Raw genomic sequence first — 23942 nt, forward strand, 5'->3', positions numbered from 1 at the left:
GGAAGGGAGAGTGGAGCCATGACAGACACCCCTGAGACCGAATGCCGCGAACGGATCCTCACCGCCGGGACCACGGCACCCGACTTCACGCTGCGCGTCACCGCCGATCAGTCGCTGCGGCTCGGTGAACTCCGCGGTGCGCCGGTGGTCCTCGCCTTCTACCCCGCCGACTGGAGTCCGGTGTGCGGGGACGAACTCTCCGTCATCAACGCCGCGCTGCCGATGCTCCACGAGCGCCGCGCGCAGGTCGTCGCCGTGTCGGTCGACAACGTGTGGTCGCACGAGGCGTTCTCCTCCGCGCACGGGCTGCACTTCCCGCTCCTCAGCGACTTCGAACCGAAGGGCGCGATCTCCCGCCTCTACGGCGCCTACGACGACAGCACCGGGGAGAGCCGCCGGGCCCTCTTCGTGATCGACGCGGCGGGCGTGATCGCCTGGAGCTACCTCTCCCCCGTCGCCCTCAACCCCGGCGTCGACGGCGTGCTGGACGCGCTCGACGCTCTCACCCCCGATGAAAGGAGAGGATGATGTCCTCGCTCCGCATTCCCGTCTCGACCGACGACCACAGCACCGGACCGGACGACGCCTCCGTCGTGCTCGTCGAATACGGCGACTACCAGTGCCCCTACTGCGGCGAGGCGTACCCGGTCGTCAAGAAGCTCCTCGCCGAACTGGGCGACCGCGTGCGCTTCGTGTTCCGCAACTTCCCGCTCGCCGAGATGCATCCCGAAGCGGTCGACGCGGCATTCGTGGCGGAGTTCGCCGCATCGCACGGCGCCTTCTGGGAGGTGCACGACCTGCTGTACGAGAACCAGTCCCGACTCGGATCGCCGCTCTACGCCGAGATCTGCGCGAAGCTCGCCCTCCCCGTCGCCGATCTGCGCGCGGCGGTACAGGAGCAGCGTTACCTGTCGCGCATCCGCACGGACGAGGAGGGTGGCATCCGCAGCGGCGTGAACGGCACGCCCACGTTCTTCCTGAACGGGGAGCGGCTCGACGGCGGCACGGCCGAGCTGCCGGACGCCCTGCGCACGGCGGTGCAGCGCGCGTCCTGAGCGTCGCACTGCGCACAATGCGCAGTGCGCTCAGCGCGCGATGCGTCGCATCCGCAGCGCCGCCACCACCGTGACGACCGCCACGAGCACGACGAAGACCAGCAGCACGACGAGTTGCGGCACCACCGTCAGGGCGGCGCCGATCGCCAGCACCGGGACGGCGAGTCCGCAGTAGGCGACCAGGAAGATCGCGGCGAGCGTCTCGCCCCGGCGACCCGGCTCGGCGATCTCGGATGCCGTGGCCAGGGCGCACTTGAACAGCGCCCCCACGCCCGCACCGGCGACCACGCCGCCGACCAGGAATAGGACGAACGACGGCAGCACGGCGCCGAGCGCGATCGCCGCGAGACCGATCCCGCAGGCGAGTGCAGCGAAGAGCAGTTGCGAGCGCCGTGACACCCGGGCGAGGAGCACCTGGGCGGCGGCCGCGGAGCCGAAGACGAGGAAGACCGTGACACCGGCGACGAGATGACGGGTCTCGCCGAAGGTGCCGACGAGCAGTGTCGGGGCGAGCGAGGTGAACAGGCCGAAGAGGGCGAACCCGGCGAAGGCCGCGAACCCCGCCGCCACGAATGCTCCGCGCGACGACGCGGGAACCGCGATCCGCTGCGGCCGGTACTGCCGGTGCTGCGGCGCGACCGTCTCGGGCACGAGCGCCACGGCGATGGCCAGACAGATCAGCACGATCGCGAACACGGTGTGCGGCAGATGCAGCGGATCGGGGAGGTAGTCCGCGAACACCCCTCCGATGAGCGGTCCGAGCGCGAGCCCCCCGAGGTTGGCCCCGCCGGCCACCGACGCCGCGACGATCGCGTTCTCGTCGGGTCGGGCTCGAGCGCGCAGCTCGCCGAGGTGCGCGGTGGCGGTCGCCGTGAGGATGCCGATGCTCACGCCGTTCACCACGCGGGCGACGAGGAGACCGGCGACGTCAGTGAAGACCATGAAGAGCACGGCGGAGAGCGCCGAGACGAGGATGGCGATCACCAGCATCCGCCGGCGCCCCATCCAGTCGCTCACATGACCGAGCAGGAACAGACTCGCGACCACTCCGACCGCGTAGGCGGCGAAGACGACCGTGACCACCGATACGGGGAATCCGTCGAGCTGCTGGTACAGGGGATACAGCGGCGTCGGCACGGTCGAGTACGCCATCACCAGCAGGAAGGCGACGGCGACGACCCAGAACCCGGTCGCTCGGCCGGCAGGAGGTTCGATATAGGTCACAGCGCTCATTCTGTCAGCGCACGGCGTCGGTGGCGTCGACGATCAGCCGGGCGACATCGCCGGGGTGGGTGTGCAGCACGAGATGCGGACCGGGCAGTTCCACGAGCTCGCGCACGCCCGCCCGGTCGAGTCCGAAGCGCACCGCCTCGGGGTTGATGAGGCGGTCGGCGGTCGCCACGACGCCCCACGACGGTCGGTCGCGCCAGGCGGCGACCGTCGCGGGTTCCGCCAGCACCTCCGCGTCGAGCGGGCGCTGGGTGACGGCGAGTACGGCGGCCTCGTCTGCGGGGATGCCGAGGGCCGTGAGGAAGGGGAACTCCTCGATCCTCACCGAGATCTCCGCGGCATCGGCTTCTCCGGGCACGGGATAGGCCGCCTCGTCGAAGTACGGCATCGCCTCCGGGTCCGGGAAGCGGCGGTGCACGTCCTGCGCGCTCTCCCCCACCTCGAGCACGTACCCCTCGATGAAGACGAGGCCGCGGACGTTCGCCGCGTCGCCGGCGACACCCGCGACCGTGGCACCGTACGAGTGCCCGACGAGCAGCACCGGGCCATCGATCCGTTCGACGAAGGAGCGCACGTACGCGGCATCCGCGGCGAGGCTCCGATTCGAGATCGCCGGCACCCGTACCTCGAGGCCCTCGCCGAGGAGCCGCATCGCGACCGGCGACCAGCTCGCCCCGTCCGAGAACGCTCCGTGCACCAGCACGACCGTGGGCTTGATGGCCATCTCACACTCCCTTGCGCCGGATCTCCGGCTCTCTTCCCCGACGCTACGGCAGAGGAGGCTCGGCCCTTTCCGACCGCTTGTCGTCAGTGCATTGGACGACTGTCGAGTGCGCCGTGCTCGACCTCGCGGAGGAACGCACCGACGACCGCGTTGAATGCCTCGGGGTTTTCGAGGAACGGGAAGTGCGAGGAGGCGATGTCGCGCGCGAAGACGTGCACGCGAGCGCCGGGGATGCGTTCCGCCAGCCACCGCTGCGACTCCGGGGGCACATGGCTGCCGTCGCATCCGATCACGAGGGTGGGCACGCGGATGCCGCGCACCACGTCGCGCCAATCCTGGGTGCCGTGATCGATGAGCAGGGGCACCGCGGCATGCGGCGGCGTGCGGGCGACCTCGCTCATGACGAAGGACCAGAGCTCCTCGTCCACCGGGCCGGAGAACATGCCGCGCACGAACGCCCGCACCGCGCTCTCGGCCTCCGGACCGGCGACGGCATCGGCCAGGGCCACGAGGCCGTCGACGGGCAGGATGCTCCCCGCCCGCACACGCTCCTCCTCGCTCATCCAGGACTGCGCGATGACCGCGGCGGGCTGGTCGACGACGACGAGGGAGCGCACGCGCGCGTCACCGAAGAGTTCGAGGTACGACCAGGCGACGGATGCACCCATCGACCACCCGAGCAGATCGACGCGATCCACGGCGAGGGCCTCCAGCACATCCCGCAGGTCGGCGGCGAAGCGGGCGATGCGGTAGCCGTGGGTCGGCGCCTCCGAGCCTCCGTGCCCGCGCATGTCGAAGCTGATCACGCGGCGAGCGCCGAAGCCGGTGAGCTGGTGGCGGAACATCTCCTGCGATTGCGACCAGCCGTGCAGGAGCAGCAGGGGGACGCCGTCTCCCCCGGTGTCGTGGGCGCGGAGCACGACACCGTCGCTCGTGGTCACCTCGATGCGGCGAGCGCTCATCGGATGTGACCCGCGTTCTCCCAGTAGGCGGCGAGCTTGAGCCCGAGGTGCAGGGCGCTGCGCTGCATGCCGTCGTCGAGGGCGTCGCGCACCACCTGGGGCATGTTCTCGAGCCGGTAGTACAGCGTCGTGCGGTGGATGTGAAGCACCTCGCATACCTGTCGCACGTGCCCGGCGTTGTCGAGGAGCGCCTCGACGGTCTGCCGGCGTAGCGGGTCGGCGTCGTGCACGAGGGCGAAAGCGGCGGGCGAGTACCAGGAGAGTCGGCGGGGGTCGGTGAGCACGTCGGAGATCAGCAGCCAGGGACCGACGTCATCGGCGTGCAGGCTTCTGCCGAGTTCCGGGAGGAGCTCTGCGACGGTGGCGGTGGCGATGGCCCGCTCGGCGACGGGATGCAGGTCGTTGTCGGCGTCGGAGAGCCCGGCCGCGCCGATGGCGCGCAGGAGCACCCCCGCGCGCTCTGCTTCGGCGATGACGGCGGCGTCGAGGCGCTCGGTCTCGCCTCGGCGGCCGAGGAACAGCAGCGCCGCGCCGATCTCGCCGATCAGCACGAGCGCGGACCGAGTGGCGCTCTCGACGGCGCGGCCGAGTGCGGCTCGCTGGACGACGCCCGTGTCGTGGCCGATCGCGACGGCCCGCACGAGGGTGTCGGCGTCGCGGGTGACGCCGTGCGCGCGCACCGCCATGCTCAGAGCATCGCGACGGGCGATGGGGTCGGCGGCCAGTAGCGAGCGCATCACTCCGTCCCGAGCCGTGAGTGCGGTGCTCTCGGTCTGGGCGGCGAGGACGGTGCGTACGACGTCGACGGCCGCGTCCAGGGCGCGGAACTGCTCCTCGCGCAGCGGAGGCAGCCCACCGGTGATGAGCCACAGGATTCCCAGGAGGGTGTCGTCCGACCAGATCGGGACCGCGAGGCGCTCATGGGCGCCGAACTCCGCGAGGTCCACGGTCCGCGGCCTCCGGGACTGCGTCAGGCGCAGGCTCTCGACGTACGCCCGTTCCCGCGGTGGAGTGACCCGACGCAGGAGTGCCCGTGCGCGGAGTTCGTCGATCTCGTCGCCCTGCGCGCTGGCGACGATGGGGCGGAATGCGGGGTCGTTGATGACGATCGAGCGGTCGAGTGTCTCGGCGAGCTCATCGACCAGGTCCTGCAGGTTCATACCCGCCACGCGTCCGGGCACGGTGAGGAGGTCGCCTCCGGATGCCGTGGGGTGATGGTCATGCTGCTCCTCCCTGCCCGCGTCGTCGGGCCTCGCGCCCGACGCTACGGGAGCGAGGGCGAGCGCTGGGAGGCCCGCGTCGTCCCACCCACCGCTCATGGTCATCGCGCCGCCTCCACGGCATCGGCGCCGATCCCGCCGGGCAGTTGATCGGCCAGTCGGGCGAACACGGCGGCGGTGACGGCGCCCGGCGGTGCCGAGAGCACCGTGAGCTGATACCCGGGCATGCTGCGCACCGCGAAGTTCTGGGCGTCCACCGGGATCTCCCCCACTCCCTCTACGAGGATGTGGAACGTGGCATCCTCGGGGCCCGACACGTCGTGCCGCGCCCAGATGCGCACGAAGTCGGGATCCGACGACAGCTCGGCCACGATCTCCCGCAATCGAGGAGACTGCGGTACGGCGTCGCGTCTCAGCGTGGCGACGGCTGCGCGGCTCATCGCCTCCCACTCCACGAGCGTCTCCTTCATGCGGGGCACGAACAGATGACGCAGCTGATTTCCGCCTGCAGAGAGACCGCCGTGCCCGAACACGGTCGCGAGAGGGTTGGCGGCGACGATGTCGCGGTGCGGATCGGTGACGTACGCCGGCGTGTGCGTCCAGGCGGACAGCGCGCGCACGATGCGGTCGGCCGAGTCCCGGGGAACGTGAGCGGGGGTGTGCAGCCGTCCCGAGACGAGGCGGAAGGCGTAGGCGGTCGCCTCGTGGTCGAGCCGGAGCGCCCGGCAGAGCGACAGGAGCACCTGGTCGGAGGGGCGGGCCCCGCGGCCCTGCTCCAAGCGCAGGTAGTACTCCCTGCTGATCCCGGCCAGGGCGGCGACCTCGTCGCGACGGAGGCCCGCGACCCGCCGTCCGGGGGTGGGAACGATCCCCACGTCCTCGGGCTGGGTGACGGCGCGGCGGGCGCGGAGGTACTCTCCGAGAGAGGTCGATGCATCGTCCACAGGGCGGGCTCCGGTCGTCGAGGGGATGGGGCGTCTGCGACGCTACCCGCGTGCGAGGGAGCGCACATCACCCGCCCCGGGGGCGCACATCCCCTCCCCGCTGTCGCGTGGCCGTTCGTCATCTGTCGGATGCGCCGCACGCCGCGTTCCGCGAGACTGGCGCTGTCACAGTCCACATGGGAAGGATCGGCGCGTATGACGGATCGGGACCCCCGGGGTGCGGTGCAGGCGGTCGCATCGCCCCTCACGGCGAATGCCGTCTTCCTCGTCGTCGACGTCGCCCCCGGCGCAGCCGATCGGGTGCGCGACGTCCTCGCCGATCTCGCCGGATCGATCAAGTCCCTCGCCTTCCCCTACTCCGATTCCGCGCTCACCTGCACGGTCGGGATCGGGAGTGCGATCTGGGACGAGCTCACGGCGCTCCCCCGTCCGGCTCAGTTGCGCCCGTTCACCCCCGTGGTCGGCGCGCACCACACCGCCCCGTCGACCCCCGGAGACCTGCTCTTCCACATCCGGGCCGAGCGTGCCGACGTCTGCTTCGAGTTCGAACGTCGTCTGCTGGAGTCGCTCGGCGACGCCGTCCGCGTCGTCGACGAGACCGTGGGGTTCCGCTCCTTCGACCGGCGCGATCTCCTGGGATTCGTCGACGGGACGGCGAATCCGATCGGTGCCGAACTCGACGCAGCGGTGCTGGTCGGAGACGAGGACCCCGCGCACCGCGGTGGCTCGTACATCGTCACGCAGAAGTACCTTCACCCCCTCGCCGCCTGGCGTGCCCTCCCGACCGAGATGCAGGAGGCGATCATCGGGCGCACGAAGCTCGAGAACGTCGAGCTCGACGATGCACCGTGGGGTCAGCAGTCACACAAGTCCCTGGCGACCATCGTCGACGAACAGGGCGTCGAGCACGACATCCAGCGCGACAACATGCCGTTCGGCCGCCCGGGCCATGATGAATTCGGCACGTACTTCCTCGGATGCTCCCGCGATCTGAGCGTCATCCAGCGGATGCTCGAGCGCATGTTCCTCGGCGATCCGCCCGGACTGCACGACCGCCTCCTCGATTTCTCCACCGCCGTCACCGGCTCCGTGTTCTTCGCCCCGCGACCGGAGGTTCTCGCCGCTCTCGGGGTCGGCTGACCGCCACTCGGAGAGCGACCCCGCGTCCGTTCGACGGCGTGATCGGCTTCGCCGTGCGCATCCGTCATAATCGGATCATGCACGATACATCCGATGGCGGAGCCGTCGGATCCGACCGCGCTCTCCTCGCCGGCTCCCCCGCGGCGCACGCGGCTCCTCTCCGCGGTCGCGACGACGCTCTGACGGACATCCTCGACGTGCTCACCTCCGTGCGCGACGGCGCCGGCGCCGGCGGTCCGGTTCTGGTGCGCGGCATGCCGGGCATCGGTAAGACGCGATTGCTCGCCGAAGTGCTCGCCCGCGCTTCGGTGTCCGACTGGCGCACGCTGGTCATCGCCCCGGACGTCGACGAATCGACCGTGCCTCTCGCGGCCCTCCTCGAGGCGTCGCTGCGCGGATCCTCCCCGCTGCTGACACCCGCCGATCTGCAGCCGGTGCTCTCCGGCGGCGAGCACCGATACTGGGTCACCCGTCTGCTCCTCGACCGTCTCGAGCAGGCCGCGGCCGAGCATCCTCTCCTGATCGTCATCGACGACCTGCAGTGGCTCGACACCGCATCCGTGACCACGCTCATCGCGCTCGTGCGCGGACTCGCCGACCAGCCCGTCGCGTGGCTCATCGCCGCACGCGATGGCGTCCTCCCTTCCGCGCATGCTCGTGCGGCAGCGCACATCGCCGCGGAAGGTCTCGTCATCGAGCTCGCACCGCTCGACTCCTCGGCATCGGCGGAGATCGCCGCCGACATCGCCGGTGGTACCCCCGGTCCTGTGCTGCGTGCGGCACTCGACCAGACGGCCAACGTTCCCCTTCTCGTCGTCGAACTCGTGCGCGGGCTCCGCGAGGAGCACCTCCTGGCCCGACACGCGGGGGCCGTCGACGCGGTGGATGCCGCCGTGCCGGCGAGGTTCGGTGCGGCCGCGCGCGAACGACTCTCCTCGATCTCACCGACCGCCCGGCGATTCGCGCAGGTGGCGAGTCTGTTCGGACGCAGGTTCCGCCTGCGCGATGTGCTCCGCGTGCTGGACCTCTCGGCAGCGGCCGCCGCGCCATCGGTCGACGAGCTTCTCGCGGAGTCGATCCTCGTCGGGGACGGCGCGGCTCTCGCTTTCACCCACGACACCCTGCGGGAAGCGGCCGATGCGTCGATCGCGCCACCCATCCGCCCCGCGCTGCTCCGAGAGGTCGTGCGGGTGCGCCTGTCGTCGGGCGAGCCGGCATCGGCTGTCGCGCCCGCTCTGATCGAGGCCGCGGAGCCCGGCGACGAGGACTCCTTCGTCCTGGTCGCCGAGGCCGCTCGGGACATCTCGGCGACCGACTCCGCGTTCGCCGCCGATCTGGCGGCCGCAGCGATCCGCCTCGCGCTGCACGTCCCGCGACTGGTCGTTCGCGCCGCCGAACTCCTCCCGCTCGTGTGGACCGACGGCCGCCACGACGAGGCGCAGGCGGTCACGACCGCCCTCGCCCCCTATCTCTCCGCCGATCTGCGCGCCCGCGCTCTGCTGGCCGTCGCCCGACGCCAGACCGAGTTCTCGTTCGATCGAGCCATCGCGACCTGCGACGAGGCGCTCGGCATCCGCGGGATCGCACGCAGCACTCGGGCCGAGCTCCTCGCCGTCCGCGCGCTCAACTGCGCGAACCGCGCCGACTTCGCCGGTCTGGAAGAGACGCTCGCCCTCGCGCGGGAGGTCGCCGATCCCGAGACCGATCATCTCGCCCTGGCGACCATCGACGCGACCGATTCGGTCTATCAGTTCAACAGCGGCCACCACGATCGGGCGGTGGAGCTCATCGACGCCGCACTCCGCCGCGCCGAGGAAGCCGGACTCGTCACATCGCGCTGGCTCCCCGAAGGCCTCTGGCCCGCGTTCCTGCACAACTCGATGGGCGATCCCGAGCAGGCCCTGCAGCTGGCCGACCTCGGGCTGTCCGAGGCACGCGCAGCGGGCAGCGCGGTGGCCGAGGCGTTCTGGATGATGGTGCGCACCCGGGTGCTCTACGACGGCGGCCGGATCGACGAGGCCCGTGTGCTGGCCGAGGCCGTGCTCGCGCTGTCCGCCGAGCTGGGGCTGGGAGACTTCGCCAACGCCACGGCAGGGGTCGTGCTCTTCCGCATCTCTCTCCACACCGGCGACGCGCAGATCCGCGCGCAGGCCAAGCCGATCGTCGAGGCACTCGCCACGAGCACGGCCGTGACGAAGGCCGGCCGCTGGCTCCTCGCCGTCGAAGCCATCGACGAGGGGCGACTCGACGATGCGGTCTCCGCCAGCGATCTCGCCCGGGCGGGGCTCGACGCACCCGTGCCTCCCATGACGACCCCGTCGGACTTCTCCGACGACATCGTGCTCGCCGACCTCGCCGTACGCACGAACGACGCCGAGACCATCGCCGCCGTGCTGAAGCGCACGAGTCGTCGCTGCGAGCTCAACCCCGGCAGCGTCTTCTCCCGCGCCGTGCACGATGCCGTGGTCGGACGCACGGGCGCGGACCCCGCCGCACTCGACGCCGCAGCATCCGCCCTGCGCGGACTGTCGCGTCCGTTGGTGCTGGCCCGCGTGCTGGAGCTGCGTCCCCTCGTGGGCGGCGACGAACAGCAGGCACGACGAGCGCTCGACGAAGCGCTGGAGATCTACGAATCCCTCGGAGCCGTGCGCGACGCGAGTCGAGTGCTGCGCGCGCTGCGCACGCGGGGTGTCCGCCGCCGGCCGGCCCGGCGCGGCGCGCCCGAACTGCTCTCGACCCGCGAACGCCAGGTCATCGAGCGCGTGGCGCTCGGGGCCACGACCCAGCAGATCGCCGACGCGCTGTTCATGTCGCCGCACACCGTGGTCTCGCACATCCGACACCTCTACGCGAAGACCGGCGTCAACTCCCGCAGCGCACTGCGCCTCTGGTATGCGAGCGCCAGTGAGGAACGCGAGACCGCCTGACGCCGCGGTGCCCGCTCAGGCGTGCACCTGATGCCAGGTGCAGATCCGCGAGCCGTCGAGGCGGAAGCTCCCGAACCCCAGCACCTCGCACTTCTCGCCCTCCGGGAGGCGCAGGTGCAGCACCTGCTCGGTGAGCACGGTGTCTCCTGCCACCGCGACGGTGACGAGCGCCGTCGACCATTCCGCGAAGCGCGACCTGATCTCCCCGATCATCGCCAGCATCTCCCGACGGCCCGTCACGCCCCGGTTGTGCGAAGGACGGTAGACGACGTCCTCGGTGAGGAACGGCAGCAGTTCGCCCACGTCGCCCTCGTTCAGCACCGCGACGAAATCGCGGACGATGAGCTCTCGCTCCATCTGCTGGATCCCGTCCAGCGCCGCTCGGTGGATATCTTCCACGGCGATACCTCCCTTCCCGTGCCCCTCACGCTAAGAGCACGGGGTGGGCCGGGCATCCGACGTGCGTCGAAAGTCCAAAGGACGGATGCCGGATCGGTGCGTCGCCGGCGTCGGTCACCCGGCGACGGCGGGAGACCGGCGCGCCATGAGGTCGTACGCATCGCGTACGGCATCCGCCGTGGTCTCGACCTCTTCGTAGTAGTGGGTGAACCCTCGCTCGTCGCGGACGACGAGCGAGACGCGGACCATCCCGGTGCGAGCGGGGGCGGCGGACGGCAGGGGGACGACTCCAGTGGGGGACATGGAACTCCTTCGTGATCGTGCGAGCCGGCGGAGTGCACACCGTCCGGCCCCACTAGGAAGACGCCGCGAACGCAGGTTCATTACGCCGACACGCGAGATTTCCTCGGCGATCGGGGTCGCCACCACCGACCTACCGCCCGAGGCCGCACACGTCAACGGCCTCTTCACTGCCATCGCCGAGTCCTAGGCTGAATCACCTCACCGACGAGAGGAGCATCCGATGTCCAATCCCCCACCGATCCCCCCGATCCCGTCGCTCGGAAACGAGTCGGACGATGATCGCGACGGAGTCCCCACGCTCGAGGTCGACGGCGCGGAAGAGGTCGATCCCGATATCGACGGCACGCAGGTCGACAGCGCCGAGGCCGATCGGATCGCCGCAGAGGGCGAGTGAACGAGACGTCCGACGGGCGGGTGCGGACCATCGCATCCGCCCGTTACGGGTGCCGACTCAGTTGGCCAGCAACGGCGGGAGATGAGGAATCTGCACCGGACGAGTGGCCCGGCTCGATCCGTGCATGCGCTCGACGTCGGCGAGCACCTCGAAGGCGTTCGAATAACGCATCGCGAGCGGCAGGTCGCGCACCCACACTACCTCGACCTCGGTCTCGGCGTATTCGTAGACGCACGCGACGATGTGACGCGGGTCGTTCGCAGGGAAGCGCTGGTCGTTGATCACCCATTCGGTCGGGGTGATCCGACGCAGCACGTAGCGCGGTTCTGGATCCTCTGTCATGTCGGCCCTCCAAGACTCTCTCCCCTTAAGAAAGAGTGTGCGCGCCGGTATACCGCCGTGGAAGACCCTTGACAGAATCCATGCAGGATGCCGCGCCGGTACTCAGCTTTCGGAGGCCCCGGCCGACGCGACCTGAGCGCGCCACCACGGCGTCTCGATGAAACCGCGTTTCATGAAGACCAGTTCCATGGCGGCGGTCCATCCGCGCACGCCCTTGAGGTGCGCGATCGTACCCGTGAGGAAGTCGTGCAGCGTTTCGGTGCTCGGCAGGATGATTTCGCAGTAGAGCGAGTTCTCCTCGAGCGCCGCCGCGAGGAAACGCACCGATACGTGCTGCGACAGGGTCTGGGCGACGGAGGCGAGCCGCGACGGCTCGACGCGCAGCATCAGCAGCGTCTCCGCGCTCATCCCGAGTGCCGATGCCGGCACCATCGTCACCGTCGTCAGGCACCCCGCGCTCCGCATGCGTTCATACCGCCGCCGCACGCTGCTCTCGTTCATCTCGAGCTTCGCGGCGATCGACAGGAACGATGCTCGTCCGTTCTCGCTGAGCTCGCGCACGATCGCGTGATCCGCGTCGTCGAAGTGGGAGGGATCGCACGTGTTGGGCGCCGGCATGTACGACTGCGGATCGCTCGCGGCCTCCGCGTGGGAATCGTAGAGTTGGCGTCCCCAATCGAAACTCACCTTGTAGGTGTGGACCACGAGGTCGCTGCGCCACCGCTCGACACCCGGAATGCCCTGCAGATCGGTGAGCACATGGGCGTAGGTCGCCGAATCCCCCGGGATGACCACCTCGGCGAAGACGTCGAACTTGCCGGTCACCAGCGTCACGAAGCGCACGTACGGCGATCCGATGAGCGCTTCCGCCACGCCCAACTGCGAGCCCGGCGTGCAGTTGATGCGCACGAAGAACGTCTCGACGTGCCCCTCGCTGCCCAGAGTCGGCACGATCCCGACTCGCACCACTCCCTCGGCGAGGAGCTGCTGCCCGCGGCGGGTCACCGTCGAGACGGATGCCCCGGCGAACTCCGCGATCGAGGTCCAGCTCGCGCGGCCATCCTGCTGCAGTGCGACGACGATGCGCCGGTCGAGGTCGCTGACCTCGCGTCCCGTGTGCGCGGCACTCATACCGTCGGCGGGTACACCCGGTGCAGGAAGGTGCGCACTGCGTCGGTCCACGCCTCTGCCTCCTCGATCTGGGGCGAATGCCCGGATTTCTCGAACACCACCATCTCGGAGTCCGGGATGAGATCGGCGATCACCTGGCTACACGATACTGGCGTGATCCAATCCGTCCGCCCCACGGTGATGAGTGTTGGGACGGAGATCTCGTGCAGACGGGGTTTGAGGTCGTAGTTCGGGAGGTTCACCGAGAACGCGTAGTTGTGGGCCCGATAGCGGTACGGCGTCGCCTGCACCTTCCGCTCGGTCGCCTCGGGATCGTAGACGAAGTCGTACAACGGAAGGATCTCGCGCCAGCAGTCCTTCAGGTCCTCGTCGTCGTGCACCTGACCGACGTCGATGCGGTCGAACTTCTCCATGTCGATGGTGACGCGATCAGAGGCGAGCGCGTTCTCGCGGGCCAGGTGCGCGTTCGAGTTGTCAGGAGAGGTGTCGCGCAGCACCACGGCTGCGACGCGGTCGGGGTAGCGCAGCGCGTACTCCATGGCCATGAATCCGCCGTAGGATCCCCCGGCCATCACGATCCGCTCGGCGCCGATCCACTCGCGCAGGCCGTCGATGTCGGCGGCCCATTGTTCGTGGCTGTAGGTGCCCTCTCCCTCGCTCACGCCGCTGCCCCGCGCGTCGAAGACGACGACGCGGTACTCGTCGGCGAGGCGTCCGAAGCTCGCGCGCGGCTCTGCCCGAGAGCCGAGACCCGGCGCGCCGTGATGAGTGATGATCACCGGAGCCCCCTCCGGACCGAGCACCTCCACCGCGAGATGGTTGCCGTTGATCTCGACCCACTGGTGGTCGCTGGTGGCGGCGGCGAACTCCGGGGAGACCTCGGGGGTCGGTGTCATGTCGTCCTCTTTCTGGGTCGGTGGCGCTCAGAGAGCGATCGTGCAGTCGTCGAGATTGCGGGGGAAGGTGGTCAACGCCTCGGCACCATCTGGGGTCACGAGCATGCTGTCGCTGATGCGGTATCCCGCGTGCCCGGGTACGTAGATGCCCGGCTCGTTGGAGACGACCATTCCGGCGGCGAGCAGCGTTGCATCGCCGTCCTCCAGCCAGGGCGCCTCGTGCATGCCGAGTCCGATTCCGTGTCCCTGCCGATGACGGATGTAGTCCCCGAGGCCCGCTTCGCGGATGACCTCGAGGCACAGACGGTTCGCCTCACGGCACTCGCGTCCGGCGCGGATCGTCTCTCGCCCGAGGGCCTGTGCGTCACGGATCGTGTCGTGGTACCGGCGCTGATCCGCCGTGGGCTCGCCGAGCACGAAGGTGCGCTCCCCCTCGATGAAGCGCCCACCCACGGCGCAACCGAGCGACAGCATGAACGTGTCGCCCGCTTTCAGCCGGTTGACGGAGGGAAGGCCGTGCGGGAACGCGGAGTTCGCACCCGAGTAGACGAGCCCGCCCGCGAGCAGCGACGCGACGACCACGTTGCGATGTTCGGCGTACATGATCCCGGTCCCCGTCGCGGTGACATGACGTTCGAGCTCCGCCTCGGTCGGGAGGTCTCCCCCGGCGGAGATGGCATCGGTCACGAGGCGCACGCCCGCGTCGAGCATGCGATCCGTGACGCGCGCGGCCTCCCGATGCAACGCGATCTCCTCCGGGAACTTCACGTAGCGGGCGCGGCCGATGAGATCGGAGGCGACGAAGTCGGCAGCTTTCATCGCCGCGCGTGCCGCGGCGAGCCGCTGGAACGTCATCGACGAACTGAAGCCGACGCGCCCCCATGGCCGCACCGCGCTCGCGAGCACGGCAAAGGGCGACGTCACTCCGGGATACTCGAAGAAGGCGACGAGTTCCGCCCTGGCCGTCTGCGATTCCGCGTACTCGCGCTCGAGCTCGGGCAGGAGCATGACCACCCTCCCGCTCGACTCCAGCCAGATCGCCACGGGCCGCTCCGAGGGATGGTGGAAGAATCCGGTGAGGTAGGCGATGTCCTCGGGGTGGTCGGTGAGGAAGGCATCGAACCCTTCCTCCGCCATCATCGCTCTCACCCGCTCCTGGGCCCGATCGAAGAACTCGGGAGCGAGACGCTGATCGAGATCGGTCATGCGGTTCTCCTTCTCAACGGGCGAGGTGGCGCGGGTTTCGCGCGTCGTTGTACGCGATCGACAACAGCGTGGCGGACAACACCAGGATGAGGATGGCGATCGAGGGGAAGAGTGTGAGCCACCAAGCGCTCACCATTGCCCCGGCCTGCTGGGCCTCATAGAGGATGCGCCCCCACGACCAGGTGGTCGGATCGCCGAGGCCGAGGAACGCGAGGCCCGCGGCCGAGAGCACCGCTCGGGATGCCGTGACCACGACCGAGACCACGACGACCGGGGTCACGGCGGGTAGGACATGCCGCGAGATGATCCACAACGGGGACGTGGTCATCAGACGCGAGGCATCGACGTAGGGCAGGCCGACGACGGTGAGGGCCTGCGACCGGACGAGACGGGTCACCTCCGGCCAGGAGAAGGCGGCGACGACGAGGATGATCGTCGTCGTGCTCGGCCCCGCGAGGGCGGCGATGAGGATCATCAGCGGCAGCACGGGCAGCGAGAGCGTCATGTCGACGATCACGCTGATGAAGCCGTCGAGACGACGGAAGTAGGCTCCGATGACGGCGATGATCGTGCCGAAGACGATCGCGATGACGGATGCCGCCACCGCGACGAGCACGCTCTGCTGCGTTCCCCAGATGACCTCGGAGAACACGTCGCGCCCCAGGGCATCGGTACCGAACCAGTGCTCGCCTCCTGGCGGCCTGAGCACATCGGGGCCGTAACTGGCCGGATAGGGCGCGATCAGCGGGGCAGCGAGTGCGACGATCACGAGGAGGATCAGCAGGCCCAGGGAGATCATCCCGAGCGGATCGCGCCGGAACGCCCGCCACGTGTGGGCGCTCGCTCGCTCGCTTCCGACGGCTGCGGGTTCGGTGGGGTGGAGATTCTCGGTGGAGGGCAGCGGAGCGGTCATGAGGTCTTCACTCTCGGGTCCAGGTAGCCGTAGATGATGTCGGTGACGGTGTTGGCGACGACCACCGTGACCGCGAGCATGAGGAAGGCGCCCTGCAGCACAGGGAAGTCCAGTTGCGTGACGGCCTCGTAGATCCCGCGACCGATTCCCGGATACGCGAACACCGTTTCGGTGAGCACCGCCCCGCCGACCAGGAACCCGAGCTGCAGGCCGATGAGGGTCGTCGTGGGCAGCAGCGCGTTGCGGAGCGCGTGCTTCCAAAGGATGCGGCGACCGCGGAGACCGTTCGCCTTCGCGAGCAGGATATAGTCCTCGCCCAGCGTCTCGATGAGCGTGGATCGCATCGTGAGCACGTACGACCCCACCTGGATGAGCATGAGCGAGACCGCCGGGAGCACGAGGTGCTGTGCGACGCTCAGATACCACTCGAAGCCATAGGTGTTGTTCGTGTAAGCACCGCCGATCGGGAACCATCCGAGGTTCAAACCGAAGACGAAGAGCAGCAGGATGGCCACGCTGGGCACGAAGAGGGACTGACCGGTGACGCCGATGATCTGCACGGCCCGATCGATGAAGCGTCCCTTGTGCGACGCCGCGGCGACGCCGAGCGGGATGCCGATCACGATCGTGAGAGCCAGCGCCGTGAGGGTCAGCAGCAGTGTCCACGGCAACCGCTGGAGGAGCACGTCGAGGACGGGGATGGACTGGGTGAACGAGATGCTTAGGTTGCCCTGCACCAGCTGCCACATGTACAGCCCGTACTGCACGATGAGGGGCTGGTCGAGGCCATACTGCTCGAGGATGGTCGCCCGGATGGCATCCGTCATGTTCGGGCTCGCCAGCGCGAGCGCCGGATCGCCGGGGAGCAGACGGAGCAGAAGGAACGTCACGGTCACGGCGAACCAGATCGTGAGCAGACCTCTACCTGCGCGACGGAGAATGAACGATGCTCGGGACACCCGGGCGACCTTCCTCGAGATTTCTTCGGTGGTTACTCGACCGGGTGCGCGCTCGCGAGCGAGAGCGGGTTCACGATCGAGAGCAGCTCGCTCGGCTTCGAGATGAAGCCGGCCCATTCGTCGCTGGCTGCGAAGAACAGGTTCTGCGTGTACATGATGTTGTCGTAGACCTGCTCGTGCACGATCTTGTTCGCCTCGCGCATGATCGAGATCTTCTCGTCCTCATCGAACGTGATCATGCCCTCCTCGATCAGTGCGTTCAGCTCGGGGTCGTCGACGTGGGTGTAGTTGATCGCTCCACCCGGGAGGTACGACAGCGCGAAGTTCGTCACCGGGTCGTCCATGATGGCGAAGTTGCCGGCGTAGATGTCGTAGTCGCCCTCGCTGGTCATCGAGAGGTAGGTGTTGCGCTCGGTGCCCTGCAGCTCGATCGTGATGCCCGCCTCGGCCGCACTGTCCTTGACCATCTGCGCCCACTGGCTGGTCACGCTGTCCTGCAGCGAGTAGATCAGTCGGAACGAGATCGGGAACATCCCGTCGGCGCCGGCGGTGTAGCCGGCCTCCTCCATGAGCGAGCGCGACTCCTCGGGGTCGAACTCGTATTCGGTGATCGAGTCGTCGTAGTACTTCGCGAGCACAGGCATCAGTGCGCTGGAGCCCGTCGAGACGGCCTGCCCCTGCAGCACGACGGTGCGGATGGCGTCGTAGTCGACGGCCTGAGCGAGCGCCTGGCGGACGAGCACGTTCGCGAGGTCTGGCTTCTCCATGTTGTACACCAGGTGCGCGTAGCCGAGGCCGGGTGCCTCGATGACCTGGATGCCGTCGGTGCTGCCGAGCTGCTCGACTTGTGCCGGCGGAAGGGCATTGGCGATCACGTCGATCTCGCCGCTCTGCAGGGCGAGGATCTCGGTGTTCACGTCGGGGTAGACGCGGTAGACGACCTCGGCCGGTCCCGGCACTCCGCCGTCGATCAGCGGGTAGTCCTCCACGCGCTCGAGCGTGTAGTGCTGCCCCACCTGGAAGTCGCTGAGGATGAACGGGCCCATGCCCACCCAACCGCCGTCGCTGCCGTCGTTGGCGAACTCAGCGATGGAGCCCTGGGGCTCGAACACGTGCTGCGGCACGACGACGCCCCAGAATCCGATCTCGTCGATGATCGACGAATCCGGCTGCGTGAGCGTGAGCTCTACGCGGGTGTCCGAGACCGCGGTGGCGGTGTCGAGGTTGCCGAGTTGACCGTAGAAGGTGCCTGGTGCCTGATCGCGCTTGACCGCGTTCAGCGTCCACGCCACGTCTTCCGCGGTCAACGGCTCGCCGTCGCTCCAGGTCAGGTCGTCACGGATCTCGTAGAACCCGGTGGTGTCGTCGACGTAGCCCCAGTCGGTCGCCACATGGGCTTCCTTGGTGCCGTCGTCGCTGATGCTCAGCAGGTGCGGATACATCAGGTTGGTGATCCACGAGTCCGTGCGGCTGTTGCCGAGCACCGGGTTGAAGTTGACGACGTCGGTCGTCGTCCCGATGCTGAGCGTCTCATCGCTCGGACCCGTGGTGCCGGACGATTCCCCGGGCTCGGGTGCCGTAGGGGCGCAGGCGACGAGACCGACGGCGAGAGCCGCCGCCGCGCCGAGTGCGAGGTACTTGCTGTGATTCATCAGACCCAAACCTCCTCGAGTACGCGCATGGTGTTGCCACCGACGACGGCGCGGATCTCGTCGTCGGAGTAGTCGTGCTTCACGAGCCAGCCGATGATGTTGTAGAAGGCCTCGGCGGGGTTCTCGATGCCGTCGACGTAGGGCTGCTTCTCGTACTCGACATTGGCGTGCGCCTGGCCGAGCGACAGGTTCGACGAGAAGGCATCGTGCAGACCCACGTGGTCACCGAACAGGGTGTCGGGACCGAAGCTGACGTGCTCGAGACCCACCAGGTCGACGCAGTACTGGAAGTGGTCCATGACCGACTCCAGGGAGTGCTTCGGATGCTGGGGCGAGATGGTCGTGTGCGGCGCCGCTTCGATGCCGATCACTCCCCCGCGCTTGGCGCATTCGATGATCGTCTCGTCGGTCTTCATCCGGTTGGTCGGCCACAGTCCACGGGCACCGGCATGCGTGATGAACACGGGCACCTTCGAGTGCTTGACGACGTCGAGGCAGGTCTGGTCTCCCGAGTGGGAGATGTCGATCGCGATCCCGAGCTTGTTCATCCGCTCGACCGCGCGCTCGCCGAAGTAGGTGAGTCCACCGTCGCCGCGCTCCTTCAGACCGCCTCCGAGCATGTTCGCCTCGGAATAGGCGATGCCCATCTGGCGCACGCCGAAGCCGTACAGCACGTCGAGACGGTCGACCTCGTTCTCGATCATCGTCGCTGCTTCGAGCGCGAAGATGTGGGCCACACGACCGGTTTCGGCGGCGTGGCGGATGTCCTTGATCGACTCCGCCTTGATGACGAAGTCCTGGTGTGCGAGGTCGGCCATCCGAACCCCCAGATCGAACAGCACGTCCTGATACTTCCAGCCGGCATCGCTCGAGATGCAGCACGTGCCGTCCATGCCGTTGTCGAAGACGGCCGTGAGTCCGGAGCGCGCGAGTCCCTGATATCCGGTGGGTTCGCGACCCTGGCGGATGTGGTCGCGCAGCTCACCCATGTCCTCGGGGAAGACCTGGACGTGCTCGTGCAGTGAGATCACGGTCTCCTCGCGCAGCAGGCGTTCGGTGCGCTCCTTCTGAGCCGTGTTGAGGTCGAGGCCCTCGTAGGCGGGGACTCGGCCGATCTGCTTGGCGTAGCGGAACTCACGATAGTCCTTGCCCGCTTCGAGGTACTCGTAGGCGGTGTAACCGGTGTAACGGTCGGCTGGTTCGAGCACGGATGCGCTCCTTCGATTCGGTGGTGCGGGGAAGCCTCTCCCGCTCGACGAAGGGGAGATTTCCTCGAATCTCGATGATTTCGGCACAAATGTCAAGGCTGATGAACATTTTCGGCTTAGATGTTTCCTGTTCGAAACATTTCAGAGCAGATTCCTGGCATGATGGCCTCATGCACACCACGCCCGCAGCAGAGCACGACATCGTCCTCGACGTTCGAGGCCTCACCATCACCCTGTCGTCCGATGGACGTCGCAATCGCGTCGTCGACGGTGTCGACCTCACCGTGCGACGCGGCGAGGTCTTCGCACTGCTCGGCGAATCCGGGTCCGGCAAGTCGATGACCGCGCGGGCCATCATGGGTCTGATCGATAAGGGCGACGTGGCAGCTGACGGCCTGACCCTGAACGGCGTCGATCTGCTCGCGCTCTCCGACGAGGAGCATCGACGACTGCGAGGGGTGCAGGTGAGCCTGGTCATGCAAGATGCCCTGTCGGCACTGAACCCCGTGCTCAGCATCGGCGACCAGATCATCGACCTCATTCGAGCGCACCGCTCGGCGAGCCGCCGCACGGCGGAGAAGCGCGCGGTGCAGCTGCTGACGCTGGTCGGTATTCCCACGCCGGAGAAGCGGGTCCACGACTATCCCCATCAGTTCTCGGGCGGACAACGGCAGCGGATCCTCATCGCGATGGCGATCGCCCTCGAACCCGATCTCATCATCGCGGACGAGCCGACCACCGCGCTCGATGTGACGGTCCAGGCGCAGATCCTCGATCTGCTCCTCTCGCTCCGCGATCGCCTCGGCATGGGGATCCTGCTCATCACCCACGACCTCGGCGTGGTGATGGAAGTCGCCGACCAGGTCGCGGTGATGCGCTCGGGTCGGATCGTCGAGGCGGGCAGCGCCGACACGGTGCTCACCGCGCCCCAGCACCCGTACACGCTGCAACTTCTGCACTCCATGCCACGCGACGTCAGCGCCGCCATCGATGACTCCGAGGCCGCGCCCATCCTCGAGGGCACCGGACTCGAGCGCACGTTCCGCTCGGGCAGCGGGCGCCGAGCGCACCGAGTCGCCGCGGTTGCCGGCGTCGACCTCCACTTGCGAAAAGGAGAGATCCTCGCGATCGTGGGCGAGTCGGGCAGCGGGAAGTCGACTCTCGCGCGCATGCTCGTCGGGCTCGATTCACCTGACGCCGGCACCCTCACCTATCGAGATCAGGACGTGACGCGCGGGCGCCTCCGCGACCGCAAGATCCTGCGTCGCGGCGTCCAGATGGTGTTCCAAGATCCGTACATGTCGCTGAATCCGCGCATGACGGTGCAGCAGATCATCGCCGAGCCCCTCGCCGCGACGCGCACGGGAAGCGCGATCAGCCGACGCGAGCGCGTCGCCGAACTCCTGGAGCTCGTTGGTCTCACGCCGGAGATGGGATCACGCTTCCCCCACCAGTTCTCCGGTGGTCAACGGCAGCGCATCGGGATCGCCCGCGCGCTCGCGCTCGATCCCGACGTCCTCGTCTGCGATGAACCGGTATCCGCGCTGGACGTCTCCATCCGCGCGCAGATCATCGACCTTCTCTGCGATCTGCGGCAACGCCTGGGCATGTCGATCGTCTTCATCGCGCACGATCTGTCGCTCGTCCGCCACATCGCCGATCGTGTCGCGGTGATGTACCTCGGTCACATGGTCGAGATCGGTGACACCGATCAGGTGTACCGCGAACCGTCCCACGCCTACACGCGGTCACTGCTGTCAGCCATCCCCCCTCAGACGCGGGCCGAAAGAGGCATGCTGCAGCGACGGACCCCGCTCAGCGCCTGAGGCGCACGGGGCCCGTATCCGAGGTCACTCCCCCGCGACGGGCTCCGGGAGGTCGATCGGCACGACGGGGCAGTCCTTCCACAGGCGCTCGAGCCCGTAGTACACGCGCTCCTCCTGGTGGAAGACGTGAACGATCAGGTCGCCGAAGTCCATGAGGACCCAGCGCGACTCGGCGCGACCCTCGCGCCGGACACGCTTGTGGCCCTCCGCGATGAGACGGTCCTCGATCTCGTCGGCGATCGCGGCGACGTTGCGCTCGCTGTTTCCCGTGACGAGCAGGAAGATGTCGACGAGCGGAAGCGGCTCCGAGACGTTGAGCGCGACGAGGTCTTCACCGCCCTTCGAGACGGCGGCTGCGGCAGCGATCTGCAGCATGGCTTCAGCGGTTTCAGGTGATTGCATCAGAACACATTCGTGGTGAAGGCGACGACGAGGACCACGCCCAGTGCGAGGGCGAGACCACCCGCAACGATCGCAAGGATGAGCATGAGTTTGTTGCCCTTTTCGGGGGCGGGCGGTCGGATGACCTCGCCGGCGGGCTTGATGGTGCTGACCGCCGAGCTGGCGGCGATCGGCGTGGGAGAAGAGGCGGGCGGCAGTTCGCCGTCGATGAGGACGGCATCGACGTCCTTGCCGTCGGCGACGCCGTGGGCGTGACCCTGGGAGCCGATGCCGCGCGGAAGTTCGTAGGAACCGGTGACGAGGATTTCGCCGGTCGATGCGACCGGTCCCGAGAGCGATCCCTCGCCCGGCGAGGGCGTGAAGATCAGCGCGCTGGGAGACGTGTGCTGAGAGCCGCTCGAATCGCCGACCGTGAGCAGCTCGTCGAACGACGGTGCGAACGGCTTCTGCGTCTTGTCGATCACGGACGCCCCGAACGCCGGGTTCACGGTGGGGCGCTCATCGGGAGCGATGACCTCGTCGTCGTCTCCGACATCGGCGAGCACGTCATCGGTGTCCGAGAGGGCGGGTTCCTGGTCGAGGCCCAGAACGGCATCGACGTCGTCGACGTCCTCCTGCGGCTCCTCGGCTGCCGCGTCGAGAGGCATCTCACCCACGGATGCGCTCGCGCCGGCGGCGCTCACGGGCGTGATCGCGACCTCCGCGTCGTCTTCATCGATGTCGTCGTCGGTCGAGACGGCCGGTGCGGCCGGTGCCGAGAACTCCGGCACAGCGGAGACGATCGGCGTCTGATCGGCCGGGGGCTGCTCCTGCGGCTCCGGCTCCTGTGCCGGCGGCTCCACCGGAGCGAGCGGCGTGGCGTCTTCGGGTTCGACGACGGGAACGGATGCCGTGCGCACGCGCTCCTGGTCACGCGCCTGGCGGCGGGTGAGTGGGGCGGCCGCGGATGCGGGAGCGGCTGCTTCTTCGGCGACGGGAGCGGGCTTCGCCGCAATGGGAGCCTCGGCGACGGGCGCGGGCTTCTGCTCAGCAGGCTTCTGCGCGGCGGGCCTCTGCGCGGCAGGCTTCTGCGCGGCGGGCTTCTCGACGGCGGGCTTCTCGACGACGGCGTCGGGCTCCCGCGTCTGCGCGGGCGCGGCAGCCGCCTCCTCGTCGGTGATGACGGGCGTCGATCCGGTCAGTCGGATCTCACGCAACTGCTTGCGTGTCAGCGGACCCTGGCCGTGCTGATCCGATGTAGTCATGACTTGCTCCGATACAGATGATGCTTCGCGATGTACTGGACGACCCCGTCGGGAACGAGATACCAGACCGGCTGGTCGTCCCGGACCCGCTCTCGGCAGGCGGTCGACGAGATCGACAGGGCCGGCACCTCCAGCTGGCTGACGTTGTCGCTCGGGAGGCCATCCGTGCTCAGGACGTGTCCTGGCCGGGAGACCGCGACGAAGTGGGCCAACTCCCACAACTCATCATGGTCCCTCCAACTGAGAATTTGCGCCACGGCATCCGCTCCCGAGATGAAGAAGAGCTCCGCATCCGGTCGGTCCCGTTTCAGATCCCGCAGGGTGTCGATCGTGTACGTCGGCCCTTCGCGATCGACGTCGACGCGGCTGACGGTGAACTGCGGGTTCGATGCCGTCGCGATCACGGTCATCAGGTAGCGGTGCTCACTCGGGGTGACGTCCGACTTCTGCCAGGGGCGCCCGGTCGGGACGAAGACCACTTCGTCGAGATCGAAGGAGTGCGCGACCTCACTGGCGGCGACGAGGTGACCGTGGTGGATCGGGTCGAACGTTCCACCCATCACACCGATGCGCGGAGCGCGCGAGGTCACGGTCTTCATAGTTCCTTAGTGGCCGTGCCCTGCCCCGTGGCCGTCCTTGCCGTGCTTCGCAGCCCAGGCCTCGGCCTTGGCCGAGTGACGGTTGGCGACGTTGCGGTACGACAGCGTCACGAGACCGAGGAAGGCGAAGATGATCGCGGCGATCACACCGAAGATCACGGTCTCGAGGGCAACGTTGCCGTGGTGCTCGGTTTCCGCAGCGGCCATCGCGACCTGTGCGATGAGGTTCATCGTTTCTCCGTTTCGTGACCTGAGTCAGTGCAGCG

At 68.4% G+C, this 23942-nt stretch carries 25 protein-coding genes; 6 read left to right on the forward strand and 19 right to left on the reverse strand.

The features are described from left to right. The first annotated feature begins 18 nt into the window (after positions 1 to 18). Together ACTJKK_RS13515 and ACTJKK_RS13520 are read left to right on the forward strand one after the other, a co-directional pair. Complete coding sequence (locus ACTJKK_RS13515; protein ID WP_440748389.1) at positions 19 to 528, forward strand: redoxin domain-containing protein; 510 nt, start codon at positions 19 to 21, stop codon at positions 526 to 528. Then, positions 528 to 1055, forward strand: a complete 528-nt coding sequence (locus tag ACTJKK_RS13520) for a DsbA family protein (RefSeq protein WP_440748390.1) — start codon at positions 528 to 530, stop codon at positions 1053 to 1055. The genes ACTJKK_RS13515 and ACTJKK_RS13520 overlap by 1 nt, the downstream gene beginning before the upstream one ends. 30 nt (positions 1056 to 1085) lie before the next feature. On the opposite strand, the gene ACTJKK_RS13525 is transcribed toward ACTJKK_RS13520, so the two are convergent. The 5 genes from ACTJKK_RS13525 to ACTJKK_RS13545 form a co-directional block, all read right to left on the reverse strand. Further along, positions 1086 to 2288, reverse strand: a complete 1203-nt coding sequence (locus ACTJKK_RS13525; protein WP_440748391.1) for an MFS transporter — start codon at positions 2286 to 2288, stop codon at positions 1086 to 1088. 4 nt (positions 2289 to 2292) lie between these two features. Continuing rightward, positions 2293 to 3009: an alpha/beta fold hydrolase gene (locus ACTJKK_RS13530; RefSeq protein WP_440748392.1), complete on the reverse strand. Its 717-nt coding sequence runs from the start codon at positions 3007 to 3009 to the stop codon at positions 2293 to 2295. Positions 3010 to 3092: 83 nt separating this feature from the next. Next, the gene (locus tag ACTJKK_RS13535; protein WP_440748393.1) at positions 3093 to 3971 is read right to left on the reverse strand and encodes an alpha/beta fold hydrolase; all 879 of its coding nucleotides are present in this window, start codon (positions 3969 to 3971) and stop codon (positions 3093 to 3095) included. Continuing rightward, on the reverse strand, positions 3968 to 5296 hold the full coding sequence (locus tag ACTJKK_RS13540; RefSeq protein ID WP_440748394.1) for a PucR family transcriptional regulator: 1329 nt from the start codon (positions 5294 to 5296) through the stop codon (positions 3968 to 3970). The genes ACTJKK_RS13535 and ACTJKK_RS13540 overlap by 4 nt, the downstream gene beginning before the upstream one ends. Beyond that, the gene (locus ACTJKK_RS13545) at positions 5293 to 6135 is read right to left on the reverse strand and encodes a helix-turn-helix domain-containing protein (RefSeq protein WP_336640154.1); all 843 of its coding nucleotides are present in this window, start codon (positions 6133 to 6135) and stop codon (positions 5293 to 5295) included. Before ACTJKK_RS13545 ends, ACTJKK_RS13540 begins: the two co-directional genes overlap by 4 nt. A gap of 195 nt (positions 6136 to 6330) precedes the next feature. Here ACTJKK_RS13545 and ACTJKK_RS13550 point away from each other — a divergent pair, with 195 nt between their 5' ends. Further along, positions 6331 to 7275 (forward strand): Dyp-type peroxidase, encoded by a 945-nt coding sequence (locus ACTJKK_RS13550; protein WP_440748395.1) that lies wholly within the window; start codon positions 6331 to 6333, stop codon positions 7273 to 7275. A 77-nt stretch (positions 7276 to 7352) separates the two neighbouring features. Continuing rightward, positions 7353 to 10202 (forward strand): helix-turn-helix transcriptional regulator, encoded by a 2850-nt coding sequence (locus ACTJKK_RS13555; RefSeq protein ID WP_440748396.1) that lies wholly within the window; start codon positions 7353 to 7355, stop codon positions 10200 to 10202. Between the two features lie 15 nt (positions 10203 to 10217). Here ACTJKK_RS13555 and ACTJKK_RS13560 read toward each other — a convergent pair whose 3' ends face one another. Then, the gene (locus ACTJKK_RS13560; protein ID WP_247956364.1) at positions 10218 to 10601 is read right to left on the reverse strand and encodes a nuclear transport factor 2 family protein; all 384 of its coding nucleotides are present in this window, start codon (positions 10599 to 10601) and stop codon (positions 10218 to 10220) included. Between the two features lie 114 nt (positions 10602 to 10715). Further along, a complete protein-coding gene (locus ACTJKK_RS13565; protein WP_247632003.1) occupies positions 10716 to 10904 on the reverse strand; it encodes a hypothetical protein in 189 nt (62 codons plus the stop codon). 220 nt (positions 10905 to 11124) lie between these two features. Here ACTJKK_RS13565 and ACTJKK_RS13570 point away from each other — a divergent pair, with 220 nt between their 5' ends. After that, positions 11125 to 11298: a hypothetical protein gene (locus ACTJKK_RS13570; RefSeq protein WP_440748397.1), complete on the forward strand. Its 174-nt coding sequence runs from the start codon at positions 11125 to 11127 to the stop codon at positions 11296 to 11298. Positions 11299 to 11355: 57 nt separating this feature from the next. On the opposite strand, the gene ACTJKK_RS13575 is transcribed toward ACTJKK_RS13570, so the two are convergent. From ACTJKK_RS13575 to ACTJKK_RS13610, 8 genes are all read right to left on the reverse strand, one after another. Further along, on the reverse strand, positions 11356 to 11640 hold the full coding sequence (locus ACTJKK_RS13575) for a hypothetical protein (RefSeq protein WP_247622168.1): 285 nt from the start codon (positions 11638 to 11640) through the stop codon (positions 11356 to 11358). A gap of 102 nt (positions 11641 to 11742) precedes the next feature. Next, positions 11743 to 12771: an Lrp/AsnC family transcriptional regulator gene (locus tag ACTJKK_RS13580; RefSeq protein WP_440748398.1), complete on the reverse strand. Its 1029-nt coding sequence runs from the start codon at positions 12769 to 12771 to the stop codon at positions 11743 to 11745. Beyond that, positions 12768 to 13667 carry an alpha/beta fold hydrolase gene (locus ACTJKK_RS13585; RefSeq protein WP_440748399.1) on the reverse strand — a complete coding sequence of 300 codons (900 nt, stop codon included), beginning with the start codon at positions 13665 to 13667 and terminating at the stop codon, positions 12768 to 12770. The genes ACTJKK_RS13580 and ACTJKK_RS13585 overlap by 4 nt, the downstream gene beginning before the upstream one ends. 27 nt (positions 13668 to 13694) lie before the next feature. After that, entirely contained in the window at positions 13695 to 14873 is a 1179-nt protein-coding gene (locus tag ACTJKK_RS13590) for a M24 family metallopeptidase (RefSeq protein WP_440748400.1), read from the reverse strand. Between the two features lie 13 nt (positions 14874 to 14886). Beyond that, on the reverse strand, positions 14887 to 15786 hold the full coding sequence (locus tag ACTJKK_RS13595) for an ABC transporter permease (protein ID WP_440748401.1): 900 nt from the start codon (positions 15784 to 15786) through the stop codon (positions 14887 to 14889). Further along, positions 15783 to 16745 carry an ABC transporter permease gene (locus tag ACTJKK_RS13600; RefSeq protein WP_440748402.1) on the reverse strand — a complete coding sequence of 321 codons (963 nt, stop codon included), beginning with the start codon at positions 16743 to 16745 and terminating at the stop codon, positions 15783 to 15785. Before ACTJKK_RS13600 ends, ACTJKK_RS13595 begins: the two co-directional genes overlap by 4 nt. A 32-nt stretch (positions 16746 to 16777) precedes the next feature. Further along, positions 16778 to 18397: an ABC transporter substrate-binding protein gene (locus ACTJKK_RS13605; protein WP_440748403.1), complete on the reverse strand. Its 1620-nt coding sequence runs from the start codon at positions 18395 to 18397 to the stop codon at positions 16778 to 16780. Beyond that, positions 18397 to 19605, reverse strand: a complete 1209-nt coding sequence (locus ACTJKK_RS13610; protein WP_440748404.1) for a dipeptidase — start codon at positions 19603 to 19605, stop codon at positions 18397 to 18399. Before ACTJKK_RS13610 ends, ACTJKK_RS13605 begins: the two co-directional genes overlap by 1 nt. Before the next feature lie 170 nt (positions 19606 to 19775). On the opposite strand from ACTJKK_RS13610, the gene ACTJKK_RS13615 reads away from it, so the two are divergent. Continuing rightward, positions 19776 to 21431 carry a dipeptide ABC transporter ATP-binding protein gene (locus ACTJKK_RS13615; protein ID WP_440748405.1) on the forward strand — a complete coding sequence of 552 codons (1656 nt, stop codon included), beginning with the start codon at positions 19776 to 19778 and terminating at the stop codon, positions 21429 to 21431. Positions 21432 to 21455: 24 nt separating this feature from the next. Here ACTJKK_RS13615 and rsfS read toward each other — a convergent pair whose 3' ends face one another. Genes rsfS through ACTJKK_RS13635 form a run of 4 tightly spaced genes read right to left on the reverse strand, consistent with a single transcriptional unit; the run spans position 21456 to position 23907 of the window. After that, on the reverse strand, positions 21456 to 21833 hold the full coding sequence (rsfS, locus tag ACTJKK_RS13620; RefSeq protein ID WP_336640150.1) for a ribosome silencing factor: 378 nt from the start codon (positions 21831 to 21833) through the stop codon (positions 21456 to 21458). After that, positions 21833 to 23077, reverse strand: coding sequence for a hypothetical protein (locus ACTJKK_RS13625; protein ID WP_440748406.1), 1245 nt, complete (start codon positions 23075 to 23077; stop codon positions 21833 to 21835). Before ACTJKK_RS13625 ends, rsfS begins: the two co-directional genes overlap by 1 nt. Then, a complete protein-coding gene (gene nadD, locus ACTJKK_RS13630; protein WP_247622165.1) occupies positions 23074 to 23676 on the reverse strand; it encodes a nicotinate-nucleotide adenylyltransferase in 603 nt (200 codons plus the stop codon). Before nadD ends, ACTJKK_RS13625 begins: the two co-directional genes overlap by 4 nt. Positions 23677 to 23682: 6 nt before the next feature. Then, complete coding sequence (locus ACTJKK_RS13635; RefSeq protein ID WP_247632000.1) at positions 23683 to 23907, reverse strand: hypothetical protein; 225 nt, start codon at positions 23905 to 23907, stop codon at positions 23683 to 23685. Positions 23908 to 23942 lie beyond the last annotated feature (35 nt).

This window comes from Microbacterium sp. 22179 (assembly GCF_052045715.1).
Classification (GTDB): Bacteria; Actinomycetota; Actinomycetes; order Actinomycetales; family Microbacteriaceae; genus Microbacterium; species Microbacterium galbinum.